Origin of the sequence: Flavobacterium ardleyense (assembly GCF_042686085.1) — a bacterium.
Classification (GTDB): domain Bacteria; phylum Bacteroidota; class Bacteroidia; order Flavobacteriales; family Flavobacteriaceae; genus Flavobacterium; species Flavobacterium ardleyense.
In genome coordinates this window covers 1-24,635 of record NZ_JBHUOL010000012.1, presented here as the reverse complement: position 1 = coordinate 24,635, position 24,635 = coordinate 1, and the positions used below count along the sequence as shown (strand labels likewise).

Below are 24,635 nucleotides of genomic sequence, written 5' to 3'. Positions count from 1 at the left end.
GTAAAACATTTAAAAAACAGAGGTATCGATGACGCCATGGTAATGGATCATCCTGCTTCTTTATTTGTATTGTTTTTTACAGAAATGTGGGAGCGTTTCTCTTATTACGGAATGCGTGCTTTGTTGACTGTGTTTTTAGTAAGTGAACTTGCAAGTGGAGGATGGGCTTGGACAAACGAAGAAGCTTTAAAATTATATGGTTTATATACAGGATTGGTTTATTTGACACCTCTTTTAGGAGGAATGATTGCCGATAGATTTACGGGCTACAGAAAAGCTATTTTTATAGGAGCTATGATTATGACTTTAGGACATATTTCGATGGCGCTAGAAGGATTTAGTACAAACTTTTTCTATGTTGGATTATTATTTATGATTTTAGGAAATGGTATGTTTAAACCAAATATTTCATCAATGGTTGGTCAGTTATATCCTGATACAAGTGCGAAGAAAGATTCAGGTTATACTATTTTTTACATGGGTATTAACGCTGGAGCATTTTTAGGAATGCTATTATGTGGTTACATCGGTGAGAAAATCGGATGGCATTATGGTTTCGGTTTAGCCGGAGTTTTTATGTTTTTTGGAATGTTACAATTCTATTTTGCACGAAACATCTTTGGTGTAATTGGACAAGATGTTAACATCGAAAAGAAATCAGAATTAAAAGCTGAAGAAAGTGAAGAAGTAGCTGCGGAACCGCATGTTGTAAGAGATAGATTAATTGTTGTATCTGTTTTAATGATTGCAAGTATCTTTTTCTTTTTTGCTTTTGAACAAGCAGGAGGTTCTATGACTTTATTTGCTAAAGATTATACTCAAAGAGCGTTAACAGGAAGTTCAGCAACATTCTTTAAATGGATTGATGCTATTTTAACGATTTTCCCTATTGCGATTGTAACTTATGTTTTATTCGGTTTAGCTAAGAAGATTTATGCAAAATATCCATTAACGATTATTTTTACAACTATTTCATTTGTGATTATATGGGGATTAGGAATTTGGAAAGTAAATCGTGAGTTTTCTTTAGAAGCAACTGAAGTTACTGTTTCTTGGTTTCAAATTTTGAATTCATTCTTCATTATTACATTAGCTTCTTCATTTAGTAAGTTGTGGGAAAAAGTATGGAATCCTTCAGGACCTGTAAAATTTGCTTTAGGGCTTATTTTAGTGGCTGTTGGTTTCTTCGCGCTTTCTTATGGTAGTATGAGTATTCCTACGGGAGCAAAAACAGCTTCTGTAAGTATGGCTTGGTTGGTTATGGCTTACTTTTTCCATACAATGGGAGAATTATGTGTTTCGCCAGTAGGTTTGTCTTATGTTAGTAAATTGTCTCCTAAGAAATTTGTTGGATTATTATTCGGACTTTGGTTTACTGCTTCTGCAATTGCCAACTTTATTGCAGGTTATACAGGAGCGTATATCGATAAAATTTCAGCAATGTATTCATTGTCTACTTTCTTTATAATTATTGCGGCTTTACCGTTGTTCGCAGCTTTAATGTTGTTGTTGTTCAATAAGAAATTAGTGAAAATGATGCACGGTATTAAATAAATATTAAAAGGACCAACTTAAAAAACTATAATGTTAAAAACTACAACAAATCCAGATTTTTTCGAATCTAAAGTATTGGGTCATCCAGCCGGACTTTTCGTATTGTTCTTTACTGAAATGTGGGAACGATTTTCCTTCTATGGGATGCGTGTTTTATTAATACTTTTCCTTACTGCTGCACTTATGGGTGATAATCCTGGTTGGGGTTGGAGCTCGGAAAATGCAGGAGCTTTATACGGAACTTATGCCATGTTGCTTTATATTACTCCTATTTTTGGAGGTATAATAGCCGACAGATACATTGGATATCGATGGGCAGTAGTTATCGGTTCCATTATTATGACACTTGGTCATGCCGCAATGGCTTTTGAATCGCAACTTATGTTATACATCGGTTTAGGATTGTTAGTCATAGGAACTGGGTTTTTTAAACCAAATATGACTTCGATTTTATCAGAAATGTATAAAAATTTTCCTGAGAAAAAAGATGGTGCTTATACGATTTTCTATATGGGTGTTAATGCTGGTGCTTTCTTCGGGATGATGCTTTGTGGTTATTTGGCATCAAACCTAGGGTGGCATTATGGATTTGGATTAGCAGGTATTTTCATGCTTTTAGGAACAATTCAGTTTTGGTTAGCAAAACCATTATTTGGTAATATCGGCGAAGTTCCAACCAAAGAAATGAAAGCGATTGAAGCAGCGAGAGCTGCGGCATCAAAAAGTGATGATGATAAACCTAATCCATATACAACTGTAGATATCGCATTGATAGTAATCACTACACTTATTGGTTTATTGTACGCTTTTAATGATCCATTATCTAAAATTGGAGGTATTAATTTATTCGCTTTTAAAGTTGGAACTTGGGATGGTTCATCATTTATGATCTTACTGGTTGCTTTACCTTTATTCTTATTTTTGGTAATTTCTCGTTTAATGCGTTATACAACAGTTATTCGTCATAGAATGATTGCAGTAATTATCTTTGCATTTTTTACGATATTTTTCTGGATGTCATTTGAACAAGGTGCTTCATCATTAATTATTTTTGCACGTGATAGTGTAGATAGATCGCTTATTGGAACTTCATTAACAGTTTTCAATGTCGTGAATACTTTGCTTACAGTAGTTCCTTTACTAATTATTTCGTGGGTTTTGGTTTTATTAGCAAAACAGACTTATAAAAAGGCTTTAATGTCAAATGTTGTTTTAGCGATAACATTTTTAGGTATTTGGGGTATTGCTATTTGGATGTTGAATAATGAATTTAGTAAAACAGCTTCAGAAATTGATCCAAGTTGGTTTTCAATTTTAAACTCGTTCTTCATTATTGCATTTGCATCTACGGTTTCTAAACTTTGGGATAGTAAATATAATCCACCGGCAGCTGTTAAATATGGTTTAGGTTTGATTATTATGGCTGCAGGATTCGGACTTTTAGCTTATGGTGCATACGGAATGCAAGATGGAGTTAAAGTTTCAATGATTTGGTTAGTATTAGCTTACTTATTCCACACGTTAGGAGAATTATTCTTGTCACCAGTTGGATTGTCATATGTAAGTAAATTAGTTCCAGCGCGAATGATTGCATTCATGTTTGGGATGTGGTATTTAGCAATTGCTATCGGAAACAAATTAGCAGCGATCCTAGGAGGAGAAATTGACAATATTACACGAGAATATAGTTTATCGACATTTTTCTTAATCTTTACAATAGTTCCTGTTGTTGCAGGATTACTAGTAATTGCATTAAATCCAGTGTTGAAGAAATTAATGCATGGTGTCAGATAAGAGTAGTTTGGCACTCCTTTTGATTTGCTATAAAAAAAACACATAAAATGAAAAAAATAATCTTAATAGCTTTTGTAACATTACTTAGTTTTTCTGCCCAAGCGCAAGAAGGATTAACATGGCATACAGATATGTCTAAAGCAACTGATATTTCTATCAAAGAAAATAAGCCTTTATTCATGTTTTTTACGGGTTCAGATTGGTGTGGATGGTGTATTCGTTTGCAAAAAGAAGTATTTAACACGCCTGAATTCATTAAGTGGGCAAAAGAAAGCGTTGTTTTGGTAGAGCTAGATTTTCCAAGAAAAAGCGACCAGACGGATGCCGTAAAAACGCAAAATGCACAATTGCAACAACAGCTTCAAGTTAGAGGTTATCCAACAGTTTGGTTTGTTGGGGCAACTAAAACAGCTGATGCAAAAATCAATTTAAATGCTTTAGGAAGTACTGGTTATGCAGCTGGTGGTCCTGAAAAATGGCTAGCAAGTGCTAATCAGATTATCAAAAAGTAATTTTTATTTCAATATATAGAATCCCTTTTCAGCTACGGCATGAAAAGGGATTTTTTCTTTTCTACAAGTTGCCTCCCAGAGTTTAATGTTGTTTTTGTAATTGCTTTTATCAGCAATGATCACTTTTGGTTTTAATTCGTGAATCAATCGGGATAAATTTACTTTTGGGTTGTTAGTTAAAATAATTATATCGGGAGGTAATGATATTTTGTAAATGACAGAACTGTCAATAATCAAAATTCTCTTTCCGTTGAACGACAAAGCATTCTGAAGCGAATAAATACGCAAAGAATCTGAAAACGTGCCTCTTTTATAGTGATTTAAAACCTCTAAATTTGCCTCTGGTTCATCTGTGAAAGCCAAAACAGTGCTATTTTCTTTTAGTACAATAGTTGCCGATTTGGCATTTAAAACCAAAGCTTCATTACTTTTGTTTTCACTTAATTTTATTCCGAAGTAAGTCAATTGGAAAACTAAAACTGAACCTAATACATATTTAAAGTTTTTTGCCTTGGTATGATAAAGCCAATATACTGCGCTAATAATTATGGAATATAGCAGTAGCGTTAATAATCCTGAAAATGAAATGTTCGTAATAATTCCATTTTTAAATTTGGCAATCCAATGAATGTACTGATTCATGCAATCAATCAGGAAAGCTAGAATTTTTCCAATTAAAATAGCTAAGGAAGGAACAGTGAAGTTTAAAATCAAGAGTACAATCCCACCAATTAACACAGCTGTTGCAACTGGAATAATTACCAAGTTCGCCAATAAGAATAGCAATGGTAATTGATTGAAATAATATAAACTTAAAGGTAAAACACCAATTTGTGCTGCCAAAGAAACCAAGATAATATCAATAAAGTAGCGAGCGATTTTATTTTTGGTAAAATACATTTTCTTGTAAAAAGGTTGAAACAAGACTATCGAAATCACAGCAGCATAACTCAATTGAAATCCAATATCGAAAATTGCATTTGGTTTAAAGAGTAAAATCAGTAACGCTGAGACTGCAATTGCATTAAAAGTTGCCTTCGGACGGTTGAAATAAGCGCCAATGCTGACGAAACTAAACAAAGTTACCGCTCTTGTCACTGAAGCCGGCAAACCAGTTAATAACGCAAATATCCACAATAAAACTAAGACGATTAATAATTGTAATTCTTTTCCAAATTGAACTCTTTTCAAAGGTTTTAAAAGAAAGACAATAAAAAAGTAAATAATAGAAATGTGCAAGCCCGAAATCGCCAAAATATGGATTACGCCCGACTTGGAATAGTCAGCAACTGTTTCTTTGTCTAAATCTACGCGCTGTCCTAGTAAAAGTGCATCAATTATAGCTTTAGTTCTTGGCTCAAAATTATGAATATCAAAACTACTGCTTAATTTGTTTCGAAGTTGCTCAATATGATAATTGAAATTAGTGTGCGTTTGAATAATTTTAATCTGATTTTCCGAAGCATAAACTTGATGATATACATTTTGCTTTTTTAGGTAATTAGAATAATCAAACTGGTACGGATTGAATGCTTTTGGAATAGGATAAATCGAGTTTTTTAACCAAATTTCATCACCTGCTTTTAGTTTAGCACGATTCGTTTTTGGCACATAAAGCAATAATTTACCTGAAGCTTGATGGTCATTAAAGACACTAAGCTGTATGAAGTATTTATAATATTTAGCGTTGGCTTTTATAGAAGTTGCCACAACTGCCCTAATGGAATTTGAAGTTTCTATTTTATGCTTACTGTAATGGTGTTTCTTATTTACATCAGAATGAAGGAAAAACGTCAGCATTCCAAGGGTGAACGAAAGTAAATAAGTAATGATCCCGAAAGTACTATTTTGAATCAATTTCTTATTGCTTCGCCAATATATAATGCATAGAAATAGTAGCAAAACCGATAGTGTAATCAGTAGTGCTGTGAGTGAAAGTTCTAAATAATAGTCCGAGATAATACCAACTGAAAAACTAATTGCAATTGGTATTAATGGAAATTTTAGTGGCTTAATATTGTGTTCTTATTTCGGAGCAGCATTTATAATTAAAGCTGCTGTTTTTTTGCTTGCGCCTTCGCCTCCTAAATTTTGCTTCAGCTGTGCATACTCTTTTAAGAGCTGTGCACGAGCATCGGTATTTAGGATTTTATTCAATTCTTTTTTTAAATTTTTGGTATTCAATTCTTCTTGAATTAGTTCTTTAACTACTTCTTTATCCATAATCAAATTGACTAATGAAATGTATTTCAGCGTTAAGATTCTTTTGGCAATTTGGTATGAAACCCAACTTCCTTTATAACAAACCACTTCCGGGACATTGAATAATGCCGTTTCTAAGGTTGCTGTTCCTGATGTGACCAAAGCGGCGTGCGAATGACTTAATAAATCATACGTTTTATTCGCCATGAATTTTACATTTTCCTTGTTTAAAAAAGTTTGATAAAACTCGTAATCTTGACTCGGAGCGCCAGCAATGACAAACTGATAATGTGGAAAGTCATTCACTACAGAAAGCATAATCGAAAGCATCTTAGCGATTTCTTGCTTACGACTTCCTGGTAATAATGCGATGATCGGTTTATCATCTAACTCGTTGTCTTCTCTAAATTTTACATCTGAAATTTCAGTGCGACTAGCAATGGCATCAATCAAGGGATGGCCTACGAAATGAACAGGAAAGTTATGCTTTTTCTCGTAAAAATCCTTCTCAAACGGAAGGATCACGTACATAAAATCTACATCACGCTTAATGGCTTTGATTCGATTTTCTTTCCACGCCCATATTTGAGGTGAAATATAATAATGCGTCGGGATATTTCGTTCTTTTGCCCAACGCGCAATTCGCATATTAAATCCGGGGTAATCGATAAAAATTAGTACATCCGGTTGAAAAGCTTCAATGTCTTTTTTACAGATTTTTATGTTACTAAGAATTTTTTTTAAATTCAAAATGACTTCTAAAAATCCCATAAAGGCTAATTCGCGGTAATGTTTTACCATAGTTCCGCCCACGTTTTGCATCAAATCGCCACCCCAAAATCTAATTTCGGCATTTGGCTCTTTTTCATATAACGCTTTCATTAAGTTGGCGCCGTGTAAATCGCCTGAAGCTTCTCCTGCTATGATGTAATATTTCATTTATACTTTATTGTGTAATAAATATACAATTATTTTATAATTCCCAAGCATTCAATTGTTGAATTGCATGATGTGCCGTTAAATCAAATTGAACAGGAACAATTGAAATGTAGCCGTTTTCTAAAGCCCATTCATCCGTATCGGTTCCTTTGTCTTGATTTACGAATTTTCCAGTCAACCAATAATAGTCTTTTCCTTGTGGATTGGTTCTTTTGTCAAATTCTTCTTGCCAAATAGCTTTCGCCTGACGGCAAATCTTCACACCTTTTATATCTTCTTCGCTTAATTTAGGGAAATTTACGTTTAAAATTACGCCTTCTGGAAGTCCTTTTTCTAAAACTCCTAAAGCAATTTTTCTTACGTGATTTTTTATCGGTTCAAAATCGGCATCCCAACTGTAATCCAACAATGAAAAGCCGATAGCTGGAATTCCTTCAATTCCAGCTTCAACTGCAGCACTCATAGTTCCTGAGTAAATTATATTGATAGAAGAATTGGAACCATGGTTAATTCCTGAAACGCACAAGTCTGGTTTTCTTTTTAAAATCTGGTTCACCGCAATTTTCACACAATCCACTGGTGTTCCACTGCAACTGTATTCTTCAGTACCAGAATCATCTACCTTTACTTTTTCAAGTTTAAGCGTGTTATTTATAGTTATTGCGTGACCCATTGCGCTCTGAGGACTGTCTGGAGCAACAACTACAACATCGCCAATTTCTTTCATTACTTCTATCAATGCTCTAATTCCTGGAGCAACAATGCTATCGTCGTTTGTGATAAGGATCAGTGGTTTTGCCATTTTATTCTTTTTGGCTAATTTAATTAAATTAAATCAAACCTTTTTCGGATTTGGTAAATTTGTGTGTTTAACAAAAAATTATAGTATTTTCTATACTTATGGCATGATTTTTTATGTAATTTAGTTGAAAATTTTTTAATGAAAAGAATTGTGAAATTTATGAAAAGAAATTATAAGATTATTTTGCTAATAGTCGCTTTGTCGGCTGTTTTGTGGAGTTTCATGCCTAATGAAAAGAAGGGTGACCCAGAAAAAGATAGAACAATATTAGAACTTTTAACGATGGTTTTAGAGCGCGGTCATTATAGCCCTATTGCAATGGATGATGCATTTTCCGTAAAAGTATATGGGAAATATATCGATGGAATGGATCCAACGAAGCGTTTCTTTTTACAAGGAGATATCGATGAATTTAGTAAATACGAAAAAGAAATTGATGACTTAATTAAGAATAAAGACCTGACTTTCTTTGAGTTAACGAATTCTCGTTTATTACAACGTATGGAAGAATCCCGTGCGATTTACACAGGTATTTTGAAAAAATCATTTGATTTTGAAGAAAACGAGGAAATTAGTGTTGATTATGAAAAGTTGCCGTATTCGAAAAGCAAAAAGGAATTAACTGAACGTTGGAGAAAACAATTAAAATTACAGGCACTTTCTTCAATTGTAGATAAGCAAAAACTAGAACAAGATAAAAAAGACAAAGAGCCTGGTTATGAAATGAAATCTTTTGCTACTGTAGAAAAAGAAGTTCGTGAAAACTCGCTGAAATCTTTAAACGAATATTTTGATTTTGTCCAAAAAGAATTAGACAGAAATGACTGGTTTTCGATTTACTTAAATGCCATTGTGGAACGTTTTGATCCCCATACATTTTACTTTTCACCTGAAAACAAGGAGAAATTTGATGTGAGTATGAGTGGAACTTTTCAGGGAATAGGAGCTAAACTACAGAAGAAAGAATCAGGAGTTGAAATTTCTGAATTAATTTCTGGTGGTCCGGCATGGAGAGGAAAAGAATTAGAAGCGGGTGATTTAATTATGAAAGTGGGCCAAGGAAAAGACGAACCTATGGATATTGCAGGAATGCGATTAGATGATGTGGTTAAGAAAATCAAGGGACCAAAAGGAACAGAGGTTAGATTGACGGTTAAGAAAGTAGATGGTTCTATAAAAGTAATTTCAATTATTAGAGATGAGGTAGAAACTGAAGAAACTTTTGCAAAATCAACAGTAGTTGAAAAAGACGGTAAGAAATATGGAATTATTCACTTGCCTAAATTCTACATCAGTTTTGAAAACAAACTAAAAAGAGATGCTTTTAAAGATGTAGCAACTGAAATTGAACTTCTAAAAGCGCAAAATGTAGACGGAATTGTAATGGATTTGCGTGATAATGGTGGAGGATCGTTAGAGACTGTTGTTAAAATGGTAGGTTTATTTATTACCGAAGGTCCAGTTGTTCAAGTAAAAGCACCAGGAAGAAGCCCGGAAATATTACCAGATCCAGATAATAGAATACAGTATGAAGGACCGCTTGTAGTAATGATTAATAACTTCTCGGCTTCTGCTTCAGAAATTTTTGCTGCTGCAATTCAAGATTATAAAAGAGGAATTGTAGTAGGAAGTAAGCATTCTTATGGAAAAGGAACGGTCCAAAATGTTGTTGATTTAAATCAGTTTGTTAGAGGAAGTTCTTATGGTGATTTAGGCGCTTTAAAAACTACTATCCAGAAGTTTTATAGAGTAAATGGTGGGTCAACTCAAAGAGAAGGTGTTAAGAGTGATATTATATTTCCAGATCGTTTTTCTTTTTTAGATATGGGTGAGCGTGATGAAGAAAGTGCTTTGCCTTGGGATAAAATTGAACCAGCAAAATACAATCCAATTGATGCCAATTATGATAATATCATTGCGAATTCAAAACAAAGAATTCAGGGCAGCTCTAATTTTGGTTTAATTAATGAAAACGCAAAATGGATTTTTGAACGTAAAGACGAAAATACGTATAGCTTAAACAAAAATGAGTTTAAAAAACAAAGTGATATCGTAGATGCGAAAATTAAGAAGTATAAAGTCATATCAGAATACAATAACAAGTTAGATTTTAAGTCATTGCCTAAAGAGGTTGCATTGTTTGAAAAAGACACTTTATTGAAACAAAAAAGAGAGCGTTGGCATGAAGATTTGCAGAAAGATATTTACGTTGAAGAAACTTTAAATGTGATTTCTGAAATGAAACCAATTAGCAAAGTAAAAGGTTTACCAAAGAGAATAAGTTTAAATTAAATACATAAAAAGTCCCGATTGTTGTCAATCGGGACTTTTTTTATTTAATAGTTTTGGCTTTTATGCCAGAATTTTTACAGTGTTTTCTGCAATCGAAATTAGTGCTTACTCAGCATTTACTGATGCAGATGAAACTGTAAATATTCCAAAATCGTCAATCAACATCGTTTCTTTTTCAATGTTATTGAACGCCATCATTCGATCTAATTCTTTTTGTGAACGGCGTCTCATTACCCAGTTTTTCTTTTGATGACTGTTCAAAACGTAAGCAATCATTTTCAACTGTGGATGCCAAGGTTGTCCCGTATAAACTACTTTAGAGTTCTTTTCAGCAATAGCACTAATTCCTTTTAACGCTTTACTAGCTAATTCATTATCTCCAAAAAGTTCTAAAATTCCAGATACAATAATGATGTTTGGTTCAAAATTTATCTTTTTATATGTTTCGGGATCAAAACAATCGAAGTTGGTAAATCGGATGTTTTTGTATCCTTTCTCCTGAATTACTTTTTCACCAATTTCGATATTGTCTTTTACAAATTCATTAATTACAATTTCGGCGTCTGGATATTTCTCTTTTATGTCAAAAAGGTAGTTTCCTGTACCGCCAGCAACATCTAGAATTTTGATAGCACGACCTTCTTTTCGTAGATTTTCAATATTCTGGTCTAAAAGCTGTAATAAATGTTGTTTTCGGATTCTAATTCCTCTCCAGCCAATTGCTTCGAGATAGTTTTTATCCATCATTTTACCAAATCCTAATTTTCCTGCTGGCGTGTTGTGATATACATAATGTAAGGAAGCGCCAGAATCAAAACCATGTTTCAGACCAATTGCCATTCCATTACTAACCTTCCCAATTTTACTAAGAGACCATTTCTGGAATTTGAAATTTAGATTGTTTCCTTCATTGTTCTGCAAGCTTTCATGTTCTTTCATTGAAAACGTATCGGGTGTAAGACTTGCTTTTCGTATCGGTTGCTTAAAACACTGCGATGCAAATTCCTTAATTTTATCGTACACAACTTCTTTTTCCTTTTCAAATAAAATTCCGTGAAAGAAATTAGGTAGAATTTCAAATTTCTTTAATTTAGTGTCTAATCGATCGTGAAAGATTTGCTGGTCTTTATTGAAAACTACCTTGTCTTTTTCAGCTGCTAATATAAGTGTTGGTGTATCAATTGCTGCTGCATCTTCAACTAACCTTTTTCCAGCATCTGCTAAATCAATTAATAATGCTGCATCAATTGATCTCGTAATTAGTGCGTCAGAATCATAAGCTTGTTGTTGTGATACATCGTGCGTAAGCATTGTAGATTTTACATAGCTTTGAATAATAAGTCCTTTTTTCATCTTAGCTCCAAGACTGATCATTTCATTTGCAAAAGGAACAATCAGGTTAATTCTAAATGCAGGAGCAAGTAAAGCCATTCCAGCAATATTAGGAGCAAAATCATGCGCCCAGGCTGAAGCAACAACACCACCAATACTATTTGCAATTACAAAAAGATCGGTGTTTTGTACATTATATTTTGATTTTATATATTTTGCGAAAGCATCTAAATCTCTTACATAATCCATAAAAACAGAAGAGTTCTCCGTTTTTGTATGGCCATGGCCGCGCAAATCAAAAGCGAAAATGTTAAATTCTGAAAATTGTGAAGATTGTGCAATATGATTTAGCCTTTCCGAATGTTCGTGGCCGCGATGAATGATAATTATACTTTTTTGAGATGCTTTAAAATTCCATTCGCGATAAAAGATTTCGCTTCCATCAAAACTATTAAAATGTCCTGTATTCATATATCGATTGTTGTTAGAAAATCCTGTAAATAAGTATGAATTACAGCATTTTTATTAGAGTTTTTTATTGTTTTTATTGCTTCATGCAGTGGTAAAGATAGAATTTTTTTCACTACTAAAATCGCTATAATACTACTACGAGTAAATCCCATCGTGCAGTGGATTAGAATTTTACCATCGGGCGTAAGCTCCTTATAATTTTTTGTAATTTCTAAAACTATTTTTTTTATTTGCTCCACATCAAAAGAACTTATGTCTAATAATGGAACGCAGAAATATTTTGAATTTTCTTTTATTGATCGTGATTCTTCGAGTTCAGCCGAGAAATCGTAAATATAGGTGTGAGCATTAATTTCAAAATCTTGAATCGCTTTCTCATCTAATAAGGAAGAAATATAAAGCTTCGGTAGAACAGCTATTGGCATTTTATTCTTTCTTAAAAACTTCCAGAAAGACCAGTAGAGGATCAAATAAGGTAAATAAATTATCTTTTTATAGAAAGGAATTGTGCCTTTTTTATCTTTTAAAAAATGAACATCGTCCTTTTGATAATGGTAGCCAACTAGAAAAAACACTAGCGATATCCAAAGTAAAAGCAACCAAGTAGGATTGTAAAATTCATTTAGAAGTAATGCAAGTAAAGCGAATATCCAACCTGCAAGAAAATAAAAATTTGCTACGTGGAAATTTCTGAATTGAAAATTATTTCTTTGGATCGGAAAAATTATAAAACTAAGATGTGCTAAAATAGAGCCAGCAAACAGATCTATAACATGATGTTGGAATGTTGTTAACGTTGCTAATCCTAATAAAATTAGCCACAACGCGATAAAACTGCGCCATGTTGATTTGAAATTTCTAAAAATTGTCCAGAAAATAAAGGCAAAAGCAACATGCAAAGAAGGAGATTGGTTATAAGGCGAGTCAACAGTTTTCAAAAAATGAAATAGAAATTTTAAAATTGGATTCGCTACTTCCGGTCTTGTATAAGAATGTTTTAAGGGAAATAGTAGGAAGATAATTCCCGCAATTAAGATCGCGAACAGTAGTCTTTTCTTTAATGTGTTTAATTCGTCTTTAGTTTTGCAAAAGAAAAAAATCGTACAGAAAAAAAGACCACTCGTTAAATAAGGAAGAATTGATAATGAAATAAAAGGCAAATACTTGTCGAAACTAAAAACGAATGAAGGGACGTAACTTAGGTTCGAAGCATACCAAGCCGAAAAATTATAGACCACCATAAATACAAGTGAGCATATAATTGCAGCCGTAATTTTTGTTTTTAAATCTAGTTGGTTTTCATCCATTTGGCCTTTTTAAACATGATAATATTAAGTAATGAAGAAGGAAGAAAAGCTAAAAACAGCATCAGCCATTTCATTTTTGCCGGAAAAATAACTTGTTCTTTTTTGTTTTCGATTGCTTGTGATATGATTTTTGTAGCCGAATCAAGATCGATTAAAAATGGTTTTTTACTTAAATCATTATTATTTAGTGATCTTAGTTTTAAAGTGTCAATATAACCAGGAGCAATTGTTGTAACTGTAATTCCGAACGGTTTTAATGCACGACGATAAGCTGACGCGATTTGAAAAACAGCTCGTTTTGTTTTTGTATAAAGGCTTGAGTTTTCATAATCCAAAAGTCCTGAAACCGAAGCGATAACAGCGATTTGTCCCGATGTCTGATTTTTCATTAGCATACGCGCGACTTCAAAGCAATTACTCGTTCCTAAAATATTTGTGCTTAACATTTGCGAAGCTTCTTCATACGAAATTTGGGAAGCAACATCTTCCGCATAACTTCCGGTACAATTAATGAAAATATCTAGTGTTTTATTACTATTCAGAAAAGAATTAACTGCTGAAAATAATAAATTAAAGTCTGAAACATCTAATTCAAATGCTTCTAAATTTGTGAAATTTGTTTTTGGAAGCTTTTTTAAATCCCTGCCACAAACACCAACATGATAGCCTTTGGACAAATAATGCATTGCCAAAGAATAGCCAATTCCCGAAGTTCCGCCTGCAATAAAGACGTTCATAGTTGATAGTTGTTTTTTATTAATTGGTAAAGATAATTTTTCCGAACAATTAACAGCGTTTATTTTTTAGCTTGAAGACTAGCAATCGTTTGGTTAAATCCGTATTGCCATTGCTTGTCCATATCAGATCGAAACTGCTTGTGACTTTTTGGAAAAGAAAATGCAATTTCTAGTTTTTTCCAGTTTATGTCTTTTTTTACATAGTGACCTTTTAATTCTTTTTTTATGTTATTGGTGTCGATTTGAAGGTTTAGACCTTGTGCTTGAATTGATGCTAACCGCTGATTGCCACTGTACCCTAAAACTGCGCGAACTAAAGCTTCTTCCACCGGACTGTAAGTTTGTTTTCTTTCGATAATGACCGATTTCGCAATATGCTGTGCTAATTCTACAGGGATCAAATCGATGGCGCCACCAGCATAATATTTTCCATCAATAGAAACAGGAGGAACATAAAACATATCTGTAACTGAAATTCTTGTGCCGGTCAGCATTGAAATATCTGTCCTGATTTTTGTTGAGGTTGAAACGGCACTTTTTTGGTAATTCTCAGAAAAAACACCTATTTTTTCAATATTTATTTGAGATGCAGTTGTTTCGTCTGTAAAAAGAACCTTCTCGTATAATTTTTTATTTGCTCTTGCTTGTCCTGTCATTTCACGATCGAATAGGATTTCTGAACCCACTAGTATCGTGGGGATTTCTTTCGAGAATTTTGTATTTGCCAAAGTGGGAAAATACGATGCTAAATCTTGCTTCATCTCCACTAAATACTTACTAAATACATCTTCGATAAAAGGCGCATTTCGTTTTTCTTGTATTTTTCGTAAGCATAGAAGTCCAATTCTTGAAAGTTTTTTTTCTTTTGTCAGTTGCACTTGTGTCACGAATTTGAAATATTCGTCCGACTTCATATATTCTTTCCGCGATGCATTGTCCGAAAACGAGTTGATTACCGTAGTTGCAAAAGCGCCACCACAAGTTCCGATAAGAACATCGGGTTTCATTTGTAACTCTTCCAAGGCTGCGTACATTCCCAGATAAATCATAAGTCTTGTGCCGCCACCAGAAAGAATAAATGCAGTGTTGAATTGATTCGTCATGATTTTACAATGTTAGAAGTAATGGCGCTATCCAGAAGAAAACGGGAGTATTAAAAACGAGGCTATCCATTCGGTCTAGCAAACCGCCATGACCTGGAAGCAAGGTTCCCGTATCTTTTACGTTTGTTTTTCTTTTTAAATAAGACATAAAAACATCTCCGAAAAAACCTAGAACGCCTAAAGTTAATCCTATAACACTATTGGTTAAGAAGCAGGATGGTAATAAAAAAGAACCTAGAATTATACTTAAAATTACAGTTAAAAACACACCCCCAACAAAGCCTTCCCATGTTTTGTTAGGGCTAATAATAGGTGTGATTTTGTTTTTCCCGAAAAATTTACCCATTAAATACTGAAACACATCATTTAGTTCCGTTACAACTACTAAGAAAATAAGAGCTTTAACACCAAAAGTTGTTGCTCTAAGCAATGCCAAATGAGGGAATATATAATAGCACAGCATTAAAGCAAAACAGATTCCTGAAATTTGTTTTAGAGTGACCTTATTAATTAGAAAATAGGCAATAATTAGGATCGCTATTCCCGAAGAATACAAAAAATATACGTCGGAAGTTAAGAAATGAAATAATAGTAATTGAGAAAAACCTACAAATACAGCTAGTGCAATTTTGTTCGTTTTAACTTCAAACATTCTTAAAATTTCAAAACAAGATTGAAAAGCAATCCACGCGACTAAAATCGTCATAGCAAAGGGATGTGAAAGGCCAATTGCAAACGCAACAATTATATAAACCCAAGTCTTCACCCTTATCGGAACATCGGCAAATTTGTTGGGTGCATTATTAATTTCCTGCTTCATTCAGTGCTTTCTTAAGACGTGTATAAGTACTAATCACGAGTAATAACAATACGATTCCTATAATATAATGAGAATAACTAGAAATTGAAACACCAAAAAACAGTAAAAGGCCATAAATTCCTAAAAGTAAGGCGCGATCACTTTTTCCCATTGGACCATCATAACGACGGCTTTTTCCAATTGCTTTTCCTAGTAGGCCTGCGAATTCATTAATGACACTAAAAAGAATAAAGACAACAACTAAATACAAGCTTTCAGGCTGAAATTTTAGCAGCGGAAAGAAGATAATTACATCCGATATAATGTCTCCGACTTCATTTAGAACTTCTCCTAAAGTACTCATTTGATTAAATTTTCTTGCCATCATTCCGTCTAATGCATTCAACGCCATTCTTAGTAGTAGGCCAATTGGTAAACTCAAGAAAAGCCATTTTGAAGCAGTAGCATTCCAAAATAATAGCCCAATTACTAGCGATAAAACTATAGAAGCTATGGTAATTTGATTGGCCGTGATTTTATGTTTGTGCAAGAAAAGCAAAATAGGATTAAGAAGTTGCTGAAATTTTGGTTTTAATTGATATATCGAAATCATTGCAAATTTTTTTATTCAAATCTAAGTTTTTTATCAATACGTTTCAATTCTAGCTGTGTAAAATGACCTTTGGAATATGCGAAAAGTAGTTTTTAGTGATCTTTTTATGTGTTAGTAATTGCTTTTGAATTAAATTATTCCATTGATTTTGGATGAATCGTGAATAGTTCGGAGTAGAACTTTTAACCGCCACTTATAGTAATAATTTTGCTATCGATTACTTTCAATTCTCAACACAAGGAAATAATTCTGCGCTGGAATTTTTAACTGAGTTTTTTTTAGTTAGAACTGAAAGTGAAAAAAAGTCAGTTGATAGACGGCCAGATTATATTATTTTTTATACTATTTTTTCACTAATATTAAATTTTTATCAGAAACTATCCGAATTTTACTAAATTTACGATCTTAACGCAAATTTTTATTTGCGAATAACATTAATATTTCTTTTTATGGCAATAAGTACCAAAATCAGCATTACTATTGGGGGCGAGACACTTACGCGCTTTTCAAAATTGGTTATCAATCAAAAAGTGCATACGCACCATACGTTTTCTGTGTTGCAACCTTTGCCGAAAGAATTTGTGAATCAAGCGATCGATAAAGCGCAAAGTTATATTGGAGAGCCTATTAAAGTTGAGATTTCGGCTTCAAGCCTTAGTACAACTGCACCTTTAATATTTAACGGAATAGTTACGGAAGCGCAAATGATTCGTACTTCGGGTGCGGCCGGCGGAATTATAATTAATGGTTACAGTCCCACAATTGTTATGGAGGGAATGCCGAAAACGTTATCTTTTTCAGACCAGTCGTTAGGTGATATTGTTAAGAAAATTACTTCAAATTTTGGACAAAAGGAATTACAACCTACGGTCAAAGTAACTAATGATAGTCCAATGCATTACACGGTGCAATATCGCGAAAGCGATTTTGGATTTTTAGCACGGTTAGCCCAAAAAAGAGGGCAATGGTTCTATTATAATGGTGAAGAATTAATTTTTGGCCAACCCACTTCAAAGAATTTTACTTTAGAATATGGTCGCTCTTTGCATAGTTTCAATATTGAAATGCGAACTAAACCACTTGGATTGGAATATATTGGTTATGAATCAAGCAGTGCTGAAACACAAAAAGCAAATACCTCAGAAATTAATTACCAACCTGAAGGTTATGCAAAAGTAGCTTTTGAACGTTCGAATAAATTGTTTCCAGAGACGGCAACAATGCTTTATACTCACGCCATTGAAGAAGGGAGTGCAAGAACTCATTTAGTAGACAGAGTTACGACGCAATTGCATTCACGAGCTTCGGATTTAGTTACTGCTAAAGGAGATAGTGATGAAACGGGATTGCGAATCGGAGATGTTGTCTCAATTCAAGAACCGGCATTTTCATTAACAGGAAATTTAATCGATGGTTTACAAGAGCAAAACTTTGGAAGTTATATAATTACAGATATTACGCATGTTTGCGATGAATCGGGCTCGTATCATAACAGTTTTCAGGCGGTTCCAGAGGATGTTTTAGCGCCTCCTTACGGAAATGTTCACAGTCACCCAACCGCAGATACGCAAACCGCTGTGATTACAGATAATAATGATCCGGCAGGATTAGGAAGAGTTCAAGTCAAATTTGCTTGGCAAGAAGAAAATACGCCATGGATTCGTATGACAAATCCACATGCAGGCGCTGGAAAAGGAATGTATTTTATTCCAGAAATTGGAGAAGAAGTATTGGTAGCTTTTGAAGCTGGAAATGCTGAGAAACCATTTGTTTTAGGAACAATGTATAATGGAAGTGAGAGTTCGAGCTATGCAACTCAAGGAAATGACAACAAAGTGATCCAAAGTAGAAGTGGCACAAAAATAATTATGAACGATGCCGAAGGGAGTGTTTTCATTGAAGATCCTAGTGGAAATACTTGGATGATGGATGGTCAGGGGAATATTAGTGTGAATGCACCAAAAAACTTCAGTATCGCTGCAGGTGAAAATGTTTCTATTTCTGCGGGTAAGAATGTTTCTATTAGCGCAGGAGCAGATATGGATAATTCGGCTAACGGAAATATAACGAGCATTGCAGGAACAGATATTATACAAAATGCTTCTGGTGATATCAGAGAAAGTTCGGACACGCGAACAGAAATTTCTACCGAAAAGACACATAGGCAAACAGCAGATTTCAGTACAATAGCTGAAAAAGTAACAATTTTTAGTGAAAAGGAAAACATGACCCTGCAAAGCGGAAAGACCATTGAACACAACAGCTCAGAAAAATCTAAAATGTTTTAAAAATGGGCATTACAAAACAAGCAAAAAACATAGCAATCTATGCTAAAACAGAATATATTGTTAGAGCAAAAGAATTAGAAGAACTAGCTGACAAAGTTAATTATGAGGCTCAAAAAGACAATTTAGTATTAACTAGTAGTAAACGAGTTGATTTAAAAGGTGAAGAAGGTGGTGTAAAACGTGACACCTATTCTCCCGAAGAACTAGTTATTGAAGAAAGTGAGTTTCTATTAGAAAGCAAATTTGCATTAGAACAATTATTTGCTTTTGCTGAAAAAGATAGTAAAGCCATGTTTTGCTCTTGGATGGCAAGTATTTTTGGAGAAGATATACCTTTAAAAGCGTATGAGAAACTATATCAAGATGCTTCAAATAAAAAAGAGAGTATAAAACCTAAAATAACAGTAGCATTAGGATTAGATGTTCCTGGCTATGGAGCAACATATTACACAGGTAAAAATAAAAAGTTTAAGAACCATGTCATAATTTCTGAAGGTTTTATTACCAATGCCTTAAAAGATAATGTTTATCAAAAATTATTATTAATCGCATTAGTAGAAGAATTTGGTCACCATTTAGATTATTTGCTACGCAATGAATATTCTAGTAAAGGAGGCGATGCAAAAAAGGATGAAGGTGCTATCTTTAGTGGCCGGATGAATAGAAAGTATAAAAAATACTATATAGATCCAGTTCAAGTTAAAGAGCAACACTATGCCACAGCAACCATTGAAGGAGCAGAAAAAGAACTAATATGGGATTTTGAAGATTTGCATGTTAAATTAAAAGAATTTGTAGATAATAGAGAAGAAAAAGACGACCATTATTATGCAGGTTATGAGTTTTTTGGTGCTGGTATAGGAGATACTATGCATGGTTTAGGACACCAACACATAGAAAATGTGGCACTAGGCAAAATTAAAAGATATGAAGACGATGATAAAGGAGTAAATGCTGAACGAGCTCAAATTTATTTTGGTAACTGGTTGCGCGATTTTTCACAATTTGTCGATCCTATGATTGTGCGCCCTACAGCAAATGCTATGGCAATGATGAGCGACGAGTATGATATAAAAATAAGAACTTCAGAAGAGCGAAAAATATTACTTAGCGATTTATCAAAAATATTAGAAACAAACAGCGGAAATTCTAATACTTATAGAATATATGCTTTACCTTATTTAAAATATACTACAAATAAGTATTTATTTTATGGAATAATTCCAACTAGTGCTGCAATAGATTTTTCCTTTACTGCCATGTCTCCAGTTCAATTAAGTAGAGAAGCGGTAACCTCATTAGTTGAACTAATTGCTGTAAAAGAATTTGGCAATAAACAAATAAAAGACGATGAGGCTGATAATAAAACACAAAATTATTTCAAGTATCTAAAAACCTTTAGAGAACAATATGCACCTATAACAACTGACTTATTAGGAGTATATAGACCCGAAGAACATATTGATAACCCGGCAGCTTTGCATTATACATTAATATGTGAAGAGATAGATGAAAAAAACAAAAAAAAAGGTACAAATAAACCACATCCTCCTAAAAATTTTAACCACGATTTAGATGAAGCTTTTGTTAAAGACCCTGTAGAAGAACAATGGGGGGGGCTAGAAGGGAAAACTGGAATTATAAACTACGTAAGAGGATTTAAAGGAAATGATCCTTTTGAAAGTGCTTTTAGTTGTTTTCTTCGTTTTATAGATGCTTCAGATCCAGAAACACCAAAAGGATTAATTAATTTTGGAGCAGCTTTACATATATTAGAAGATTATTTTGCACATAGTAATTTTACAGAAATAGCTATTATGAAAGTTTATGATCCAGAAGTTTTTCCATGGAACAATATGGACAGCACTTTTGTAACAGGGCAATTAAAAAAACACAAAGCGAATAGTGCTTCTAATAGTTTTGAGCAACATGCAAAAATAGATGTTACTAAAGCCCAATTTAGAACTTTAGAAAATCCAGACTTATGGACAAATGCTGTAAAAAACTTCATGGTAAAATATAAGGACAAGCTACCCTCTCAAAAAACAATAATAACTGAAGGCTTAGATGGCAGAAAAACGTATACTTTTCCGCCACTTATGCAAAAAATAAGAATGGCTGATGAAAAAACACATCCATCAGATTATTACAAAAGTTTAGGAAATGAAAATCCTTATGATAATAAAGGCTTATATTATGCTGCAGCTGCTTGTACATATATACAAACGGGAAGTTTTGGTATGTTAGACACCATGGCAAGTATAACACCTAAAATTATTCAAAAAATATTTGATAAAGAACAAGATAACGAGCAATCTTTAAAATTTGGAGAACGTACCTTCAACGACGCTCTAATTTATGAAATGCTTAAAGATATTTCTAATGCTCAAGAAGCAGATTCTAAAGAAAAAATTTTAAAATACAAAGGAAAAGATGATAACCTGTATTCAGATGCGTTTTTAAATTATTTAAACATAAGAGATTATATTAATTCTTATGATTATATAAAAGACAAATTAAAAGATTTAATGAATAGCACGGGTATGTTAGATTACATTACAGATTATGTAGATGTTATAGAAAATACCTTAAAACATTATATGTGGTTACAAGGAATAGGTCTTATAGATGATTTTCAAACCTATCAAGATAATCAATTAACTTTGTTAGAAGAAGGCAACTGGAAAGTACGTAAATACGGGCCTACACACACCCAACTTGCAAAAGACAGTGCGTTGCACCCACTCCACCCGCTAGCGGTAAAACTAGCAGAAGTAGCCGTGCACGAAGTTGGAAAATTGTTTGTGAAAAAAGATTTTAAAGGTATTAAAGATTTAGCAGATAAATTTTTATTTCAACACCCTATGTATACCAGCTGGATGGATGAACAAGTTATCGACTGGTGTAAAAACAATAAAACCCCTGTATTACTTGCTAGACAGCCTAGTATAGTACTTTTAGGTATAAGACATGGTTTTGAAGAAATGGCTAGTTTATATGAGCAACTATCAAAAATGCGCAACTATGAAGTTACAATACAAATAGAAGAAACGTTTGAGTCTCTATATTCTTTAATCCCTAAAAAATGGAACGAAGGCTGGGAAAGACTAAACAAGTTATATGCAGCACAAGGGTTAGAAACTCTAAAAATAAAAAAAGCGCACCAAAAGGCTGTCGATTTCATGAAAACGGTAAGTCATGGTCATGAGCACAAACCACAGCCTTTTTCAAAACACAATAAAGGAAAGTAACATAAAGAATGAAAGTAATTAAAATCATAACAGTATTATTAGCTTGCATGCAGCTAGCCAGTTGCCAGACCAACAAAGAAACAGGTTTTGTACTAGAAAAAAACAAACTGTATTACAACAGTAAAGAAATTGCATTAGGCATGCCAGTAGAAAAATTTACTGAGGCTATGGGAATGTATGATAGAATAGATATTGATACTTCTGGGGGAAGTGTTATAAAAGACTATTATTGGAAAACTAAGCTTATAAGTGTTAATAAACATTCAGAAAATGATTATTTTTTTCTAATAAAAATGATAATAGATAAAAAAACTGGTAAATTAATTGAAGATAATAATGAAAGTTACGAAAAAGTTTTTTCCATGGAAGAAATAACTTCTAAATATGGCAAATATGATAGTATCAAAGAAGATAAAACATCTTTACGAATAAGTAAATTTTTTATTTGGGATGAACTAGGCTTTAGTTTAGCTGCTTATCCAGAAACGAATATAGTAGGAAATATATTTGTTCAAACCTTACATATAACAAAATTTAGAGAATTAGATTTGGGATTAGTAAAAACAAGAGATGAACAATATGGTCATCCGCCCACTAAAGAAATATTAAATAGAAGAGAAAATGATATAGCCATATATGAAAGAAGACCTAAAAAAGAATATAAGGGCAATTTTACCTATAACGGAAAAACTATCAATTTAAAACAAATAGGCAATACTGATTGGCAAAAAGGAATTAAAGGGCTAGGTATCGATAATTCAGATTATGACCCACCAGGAGATTCTCCCCAATGGTCACGATGGATAAGAAAGTCTAGTGATTTAAATGTAACTTTTCAGAGGTTTTCAAACATGGATGAGTACGATTGGAGTGAAACAAAAAGAGAAGATGTAGGTGATTTAGATTGTATTCAAAACATAGTTATTTGGTGGAATAGAACAGATTAAATGAAAGTAATTAAAATCATAACAGTATTATTAGCATGCATACAACTAGCCAGTTGCCAAACCAACAAAGAAACAGGTTTTGTACTAGAAAAAAACAAACTCTATTACAACAGTAAAGAAATAGCACTAGGCATGCCTGTAGAAAAGTTTACTGACGCTATGGGAATGTATGACCGGATTGATATTGATTCTTCAGGAGGAGAAATAATTAAAAATTATTTCTGGAAAAATAAATTAATTAGAGTTAATAAACATTCAAAAAATGACTTTTATTATATTGCAAAACTAAAAATAGATAAGAAAACTGGTAAATTAATTAATGATTACAATTTTAGCTTAGAAGAAGAAGTTTCATTTGATGCTATATTAGTAAAATACGGTAACTATGATAGTATCAAAGAAGATAAAACATCTTTACGAATAAGTAAATTTTTTATTTGGGATGAACTAGGCATTAGTTTAGCTGCTTATCCAGAAACTAATGTAGTAGGAAATATATTTATTCAAACCTTACATATAACAAAATTTAGAGAATTAGATTTGGGATTAGTAAAAACAAGAGATGAACAATATGGTCATCCGCCCACTAAAGAAATATTAAATACAAGAGAAAATGATATAGCCATATATGAAAGACGACCTAAAAAAGAATATAAGGGCAATTTTACCTATAACGGAAAAACTATCAATTTAAAACAAATAGGCAATACAGATTGGGAAAAAGGAATTAAAGGGTTAGGTATCGATAATTCAGATTATGACCCACCAGGAGATTCTCCCCAATGGTCACGATGGATAAGAAAGTCTAGTGATTTAAATGTAACTTTTCAGAGGTTTTCAAACATGGATGAGTACGATTGGAGTGAGCCAAAAAGAGAAGATATAGGTGATTTAGATTGTATTCAAAACATAGTTATTTGGTGGAATAGAACAGATTAAATGAAAGTAATTAAAATCATAACAGTATTATTAGCTTGCATACAACTAGCCAGTTGCCAAACCAAAAAAGAAACAGGTTTTGTACTCGAGAAAAACAAACTGTATTACAACAGTAAAGAAATTGCATTAGGAATGCCAGTAGAAAAATTTACTGAGGCTATGGGAATGTATGACCGGATTGATATTGATTCTTCTGGAGGGTTTACCAATAGAACTTGGTATTGGAGAAAATTAAGAGGAGAAGCTTACGAAAATGAAGAGAATAAAGTAGTATATGTTAATCCTTATATAGAAGATAAAAATGAAAAAGAATATAATTCTATAGAGGATTTAGTAAGTGTAATAGGTAAATATGATAGTTTAAAAGAGGACAAAACCCCGTTGCGCGTGAGTAAATTTTTTATTTGGGATAAATTAGGTGTTAGTTTAGACGCATATCCAGAGAATAACATAGTTGGAAATATATTTATTCAAACCTTACATATAACAAAATATAGAGAATTAGATTTGGGATTAGTAAAAACAAGAGATGAACAATATGGTCAGCCGCCCACTAAAGAAATATTAAATAGAAGAGAAAATGATATAGCCATATATGAAAGAAGACCTAAAAAAGAATATAAGGGCAATTTTACCTATAACGGAAAAACTATCAATTTAAAACAAATAGGCAATACTGATTGGCAAAAAGGAATTAAAGGGTTAGGTATCGATAATTCAGATTATGACCCACCAGGAGATTCTCCCCAATGG

The 24,635-nt window shown here is 33.0% G+C and carries 18 protein-coding genes; 9 read left to right on the top strand and 9 right to left on the bottom strand.

All coding sequences use genetic code 11. The features are described 5' to 3' along the window. Nucleotides 1-36 precede the first annotated feature (36 nt). Genes ACFSX9_RS05890 through ACFSX9_RS05880 form a run of 3 tightly spaced genes read left to right on the top strand, consistent with a single transcriptional unit; the run spans nucleotide 37 to nucleotide 3,860 of the window. Complete coding sequence (locus ACFSX9_RS05890; RefSeq protein WP_379807039.1) at nucleotides 37-1,554, top strand: peptide MFS transporter; 1,518 nt, start codon at nucleotides 37-39, stop codon at nucleotides 1,552-1,554. 30 nt (nucleotides 1,555-1,584) lie between these two features. Next, nucleotides 1,585-3,348: a peptide MFS transporter gene (locus ACFSX9_RS05885; RefSeq protein ID WP_379805625.1), complete on the top strand. Its 1,764-nt coding sequence runs from the start codon at nucleotides 1,585-1,587 to the stop codon at nucleotides 3,346-3,348. 47 nt (nucleotides 3,349-3,395) lie between these two features. Beyond that, nucleotides 3,396-3,860, top strand: a complete 465-nt coding sequence (locus ACFSX9_RS05880; protein WP_379805623.1) for a thioredoxin family protein — start codon at nucleotides 3,396-3,398, stop codon at nucleotides 3,858-3,860. Nucleotides 3,861-3,863: 3 nt separating this feature from the next. Here ACFSX9_RS05880 and ACFSX9_RS05875 read toward each other — a convergent pair whose 3' ends face one another. The 3 genes from ACFSX9_RS05875 to surE form a co-directional block, all read right to left on the bottom strand. After that, nucleotides 3,864-5,819 (bottom strand): ComEC/Rec2 family competence protein, encoded by a 1,956-nt coding sequence (locus tag ACFSX9_RS05875; protein WP_379807037.1) that lies wholly within the window; start codon nucleotides 5,817-5,819, stop codon nucleotides 3,864-3,866. A 66-nt stretch (nucleotides 5,820-5,885) separates the two neighbouring features. Continuing rightward, a complete protein-coding gene (lpxB, locus tag ACFSX9_RS05870; protein ID WP_379805621.1) occupies nucleotides 5,886-7,001 on the bottom strand; it encodes a lipid-A-disaccharide synthase in 1,116 nt (371 codons plus the stop codon). A gap of 34 nt (nucleotides 7,002-7,035) precedes the next feature. Then, a complete protein-coding gene (surE, locus tag ACFSX9_RS05865; RefSeq protein WP_379805619.1) occupies nucleotides 7,036-7,803 on the bottom strand; it encodes a 5'/3'-nucleotidase SurE in 768 nt (255 codons plus the stop codon). Between the two features lie 138 nt (nucleotides 7,804-7,941). On the opposite strand from surE, the gene ACFSX9_RS05860 reads away from it, so the two are divergent. Beyond that, nucleotides 7,942-10,095, top strand: a complete 2,154-nt coding sequence (locus tag ACFSX9_RS05860) for a carboxy terminal-processing peptidase (RefSeq protein WP_379805617.1) — start codon at nucleotides 7,942-7,944, stop codon at nucleotides 10,093-10,095. A 105-nt stretch (nucleotides 10,096-10,200) separates the two neighbouring features. On the opposite strand, the gene ACFSX9_RS05855 is transcribed toward ACFSX9_RS05860, so the two are convergent. The 6 genes from ACFSX9_RS05855 to ACFSX9_RS05830 are packed head-to-tail and all read right to left on the bottom strand — an operon-like array spanning nucleotide 10,201 to nucleotide 16,457. After that, nucleotides 10,201-11,898, bottom strand: coding sequence for a bifunctional alpha/beta hydrolase/class I SAM-dependent methyltransferase (locus tag ACFSX9_RS05855; RefSeq protein WP_379805615.1), 1,698 nt, complete (start codon nucleotides 11,896-11,898; stop codon nucleotides 10,201-10,203). Beyond that, nucleotides 11,895-13,205, bottom strand: a complete 1,311-nt coding sequence (locus tag ACFSX9_RS05850; protein ID WP_379805613.1) for a phosphatase PAP2 family protein — start codon at nucleotides 13,203-13,205, stop codon at nucleotides 11,895-11,897. The genes ACFSX9_RS05855 and ACFSX9_RS05850 overlap by 4 nt, the downstream gene beginning before the upstream one ends. Further along, entirely contained in the window at nucleotides 13,187-13,942 is a 756-nt protein-coding gene (locus ACFSX9_RS05845; RefSeq protein WP_379805611.1) for an SDR family NAD(P)-dependent oxidoreductase, read from the bottom strand. Before ACFSX9_RS05845 ends, ACFSX9_RS05850 begins: the two co-directional genes overlap by 19 nt. Nucleotides 13,943-14,001: 59 nt before the next feature. Continuing rightward, the gene (locus ACFSX9_RS05840; protein ID WP_379805609.1) at nucleotides 14,002-15,045 is read right to left on the bottom strand and encodes a patatin-like phospholipase family protein; all 1,044 of its coding nucleotides are present in this window, start codon (nucleotides 15,043-15,045) and stop codon (nucleotides 14,002-14,004) included. A gap of 4 nt (nucleotides 15,046-15,049) precedes the next feature. Next, a complete protein-coding gene (locus ACFSX9_RS05835) occupies nucleotides 15,050-15,865 on the bottom strand; it encodes a phosphatidate cytidylyltransferase (protein WP_379805607.1) in 816 nt (271 codons plus the stop codon). Further along, nucleotides 15,849-16,457 (bottom strand): CDP-alcohol phosphatidyltransferase family protein, encoded by a 609-nt coding sequence (locus tag ACFSX9_RS05830; RefSeq protein WP_379805605.1) that lies wholly within the window; start codon nucleotides 16,455-16,457, stop codon nucleotides 15,849-15,851. The genes ACFSX9_RS05835 and ACFSX9_RS05830 overlap by 17 nt, the downstream gene beginning before the upstream one ends. A 449-nt stretch (nucleotides 16,458-16,906) precedes the next feature. On the opposite strand from ACFSX9_RS05830, the gene ACFSX9_RS05825 reads away from it, so the two are divergent. The 5 genes from ACFSX9_RS05825 to ACFSX9_RS05805 form a co-directional block, all read left to right on the top strand. Continuing rightward, nucleotides 16,907-18,745 carry a type VI secretion system Vgr family protein gene (locus ACFSX9_RS05825; RefSeq protein WP_379805603.1) on the top strand — a complete coding sequence of 613 codons (1,839 nt, stop codon included), beginning with the start codon at nucleotides 16,907-16,909 and terminating at the stop codon, nucleotides 18,743-18,745. Between the two features lie 2 nt (nucleotides 18,746-18,747). Then, nucleotides 18,748-21,996: an HET-C-related protein gene (locus tag ACFSX9_RS05820; RefSeq protein ID WP_379805601.1), complete on the top strand. Its 3,249-nt coding sequence runs from the start codon at nucleotides 18,748-18,750 to the stop codon at nucleotides 21,994-21,996. 8 nt (nucleotides 21,997-22,004) lie between these two features. Continuing rightward, entirely contained in the window at nucleotides 22,005-22,943 is a 939-nt protein-coding gene (locus ACFSX9_RS05815; RefSeq protein ID WP_379805599.1) for a DUF7738 domain-containing protein, read from the top strand. Beyond that, nucleotides 22,944-23,882 (top strand): DUF7738 domain-containing protein, encoded by a 939-nt coding sequence (locus ACFSX9_RS05810; RefSeq protein WP_379805597.1) that lies wholly within the window; start codon nucleotides 22,944-22,946, stop codon nucleotides 23,880-23,882. Then, nucleotides 23,883-24,635, top strand: a 753-nt coding sequence (locus tag ACFSX9_RS05805; RefSeq protein WP_379805595.1) for a DUF7738 domain-containing protein, incomplete at its 3' end; no start/stop codon positions are given.

Excerpts from the sequence above, each read along its gene's own strand:
- ACFSX9_RS05890 (WP_379807039.1), top strand. The coding sequence starts at position 37 with ATGGTAATGGATCATCCTGCTTCTTTATTTGTATTGTTTTTTACAGAA.
- ACFSX9_RS05885 (WP_379805625.1), top strand. The coding sequence starts at position 1,585 with ATGTTAAAAACTACAACAAATCCAGATTTTTTCGAATCTAAAGTATTG.
- ACFSX9_RS05880 (WP_379805623.1), top strand. The coding sequence starts at position 3,396 with ATGAAAAAAATAATCTTAATAGCTTTTGTAACATTACTTAGTTTTTCT.
- lpxB (WP_379805621.1), bottom strand. The coding sequence starts at position 7,001 with ATGAAATATTACATCATAGCAGGAGAAGCTTCAGGCGATTTACACGGC.
- surE (WP_379805619.1), bottom strand. The coding sequence starts at position 7,803 with ATGGCAAAACCACTGATCCTTATCACAAACGACGATAGCATTGTTGCT.
- ACFSX9_RS05860 (WP_379805617.1), top strand. The coding sequence starts at position 7,942 with ATGAAAAGAATTGTGAAATTTATGAAAAGAAATTATAAGATTATTTTG.
- ACFSX9_RS05855 (WP_379805615.1), bottom strand. The coding sequence starts at position 11,898 with ATGAATACAGGACATTTTAATAGTTTTGATGGAAGCGAAATCTTTTAT.
- ACFSX9_RS05850 (WP_379805613.1), bottom strand. The coding sequence starts at position 13,205 with ATGGATGAAAACCAACTAGATTTAAAAACAAAAATTACGGCTGCAATT.
- ACFSX9_RS05845 (WP_379805611.1), bottom strand. The coding sequence starts at position 13,942 with ATGAACGTCTTTATTGCAGGCGGAACTTCGGGAATTGGCTATTCTTTG.
- ACFSX9_RS05840 (WP_379805609.1), bottom strand. The coding sequence starts at position 15,045 with ATGACGAATCAATTCAACACTGCATTTATTCTTTCTGGTGGCGGCACA.
- ACFSX9_RS05835 (WP_379805607.1), bottom strand. The coding sequence starts at position 15,865 with ATGAAGCAGGAAATTAATAATGCACCCAACAAATTTGCCGATGTTCCG.
- ACFSX9_RS05830 (WP_379805605.1), bottom strand. The coding sequence starts at position 16,457 with ATGATTTCGATATATCAATTAAAACCAAAATTTCAGCAACTTCTTAAT.
- ACFSX9_RS05825 (WP_379805603.1), top strand. The coding sequence starts at position 16,907 with ATGGCAATAAGTACCAAAATCAGCATTACTATTGGGGGCGAGACACTT.
- ACFSX9_RS05820 (WP_379805601.1), top strand. The coding sequence starts at position 18,748 with ATGGGCATTACAAAACAAGCAAAAAACATAGCAATCTATGCTAAAACA.
- ACFSX9_RS05815 (WP_379805599.1), top strand. The coding sequence starts at position 22,005 with ATGAAAGTAATTAAAATCATAACAGTATTATTAGCTTGCATGCAGCTA.
- ACFSX9_RS05810 (WP_379805597.1), top strand. The coding sequence starts at position 22,944 with ATGAAAGTAATTAAAATCATAACAGTATTATTAGCATGCATACAACTA.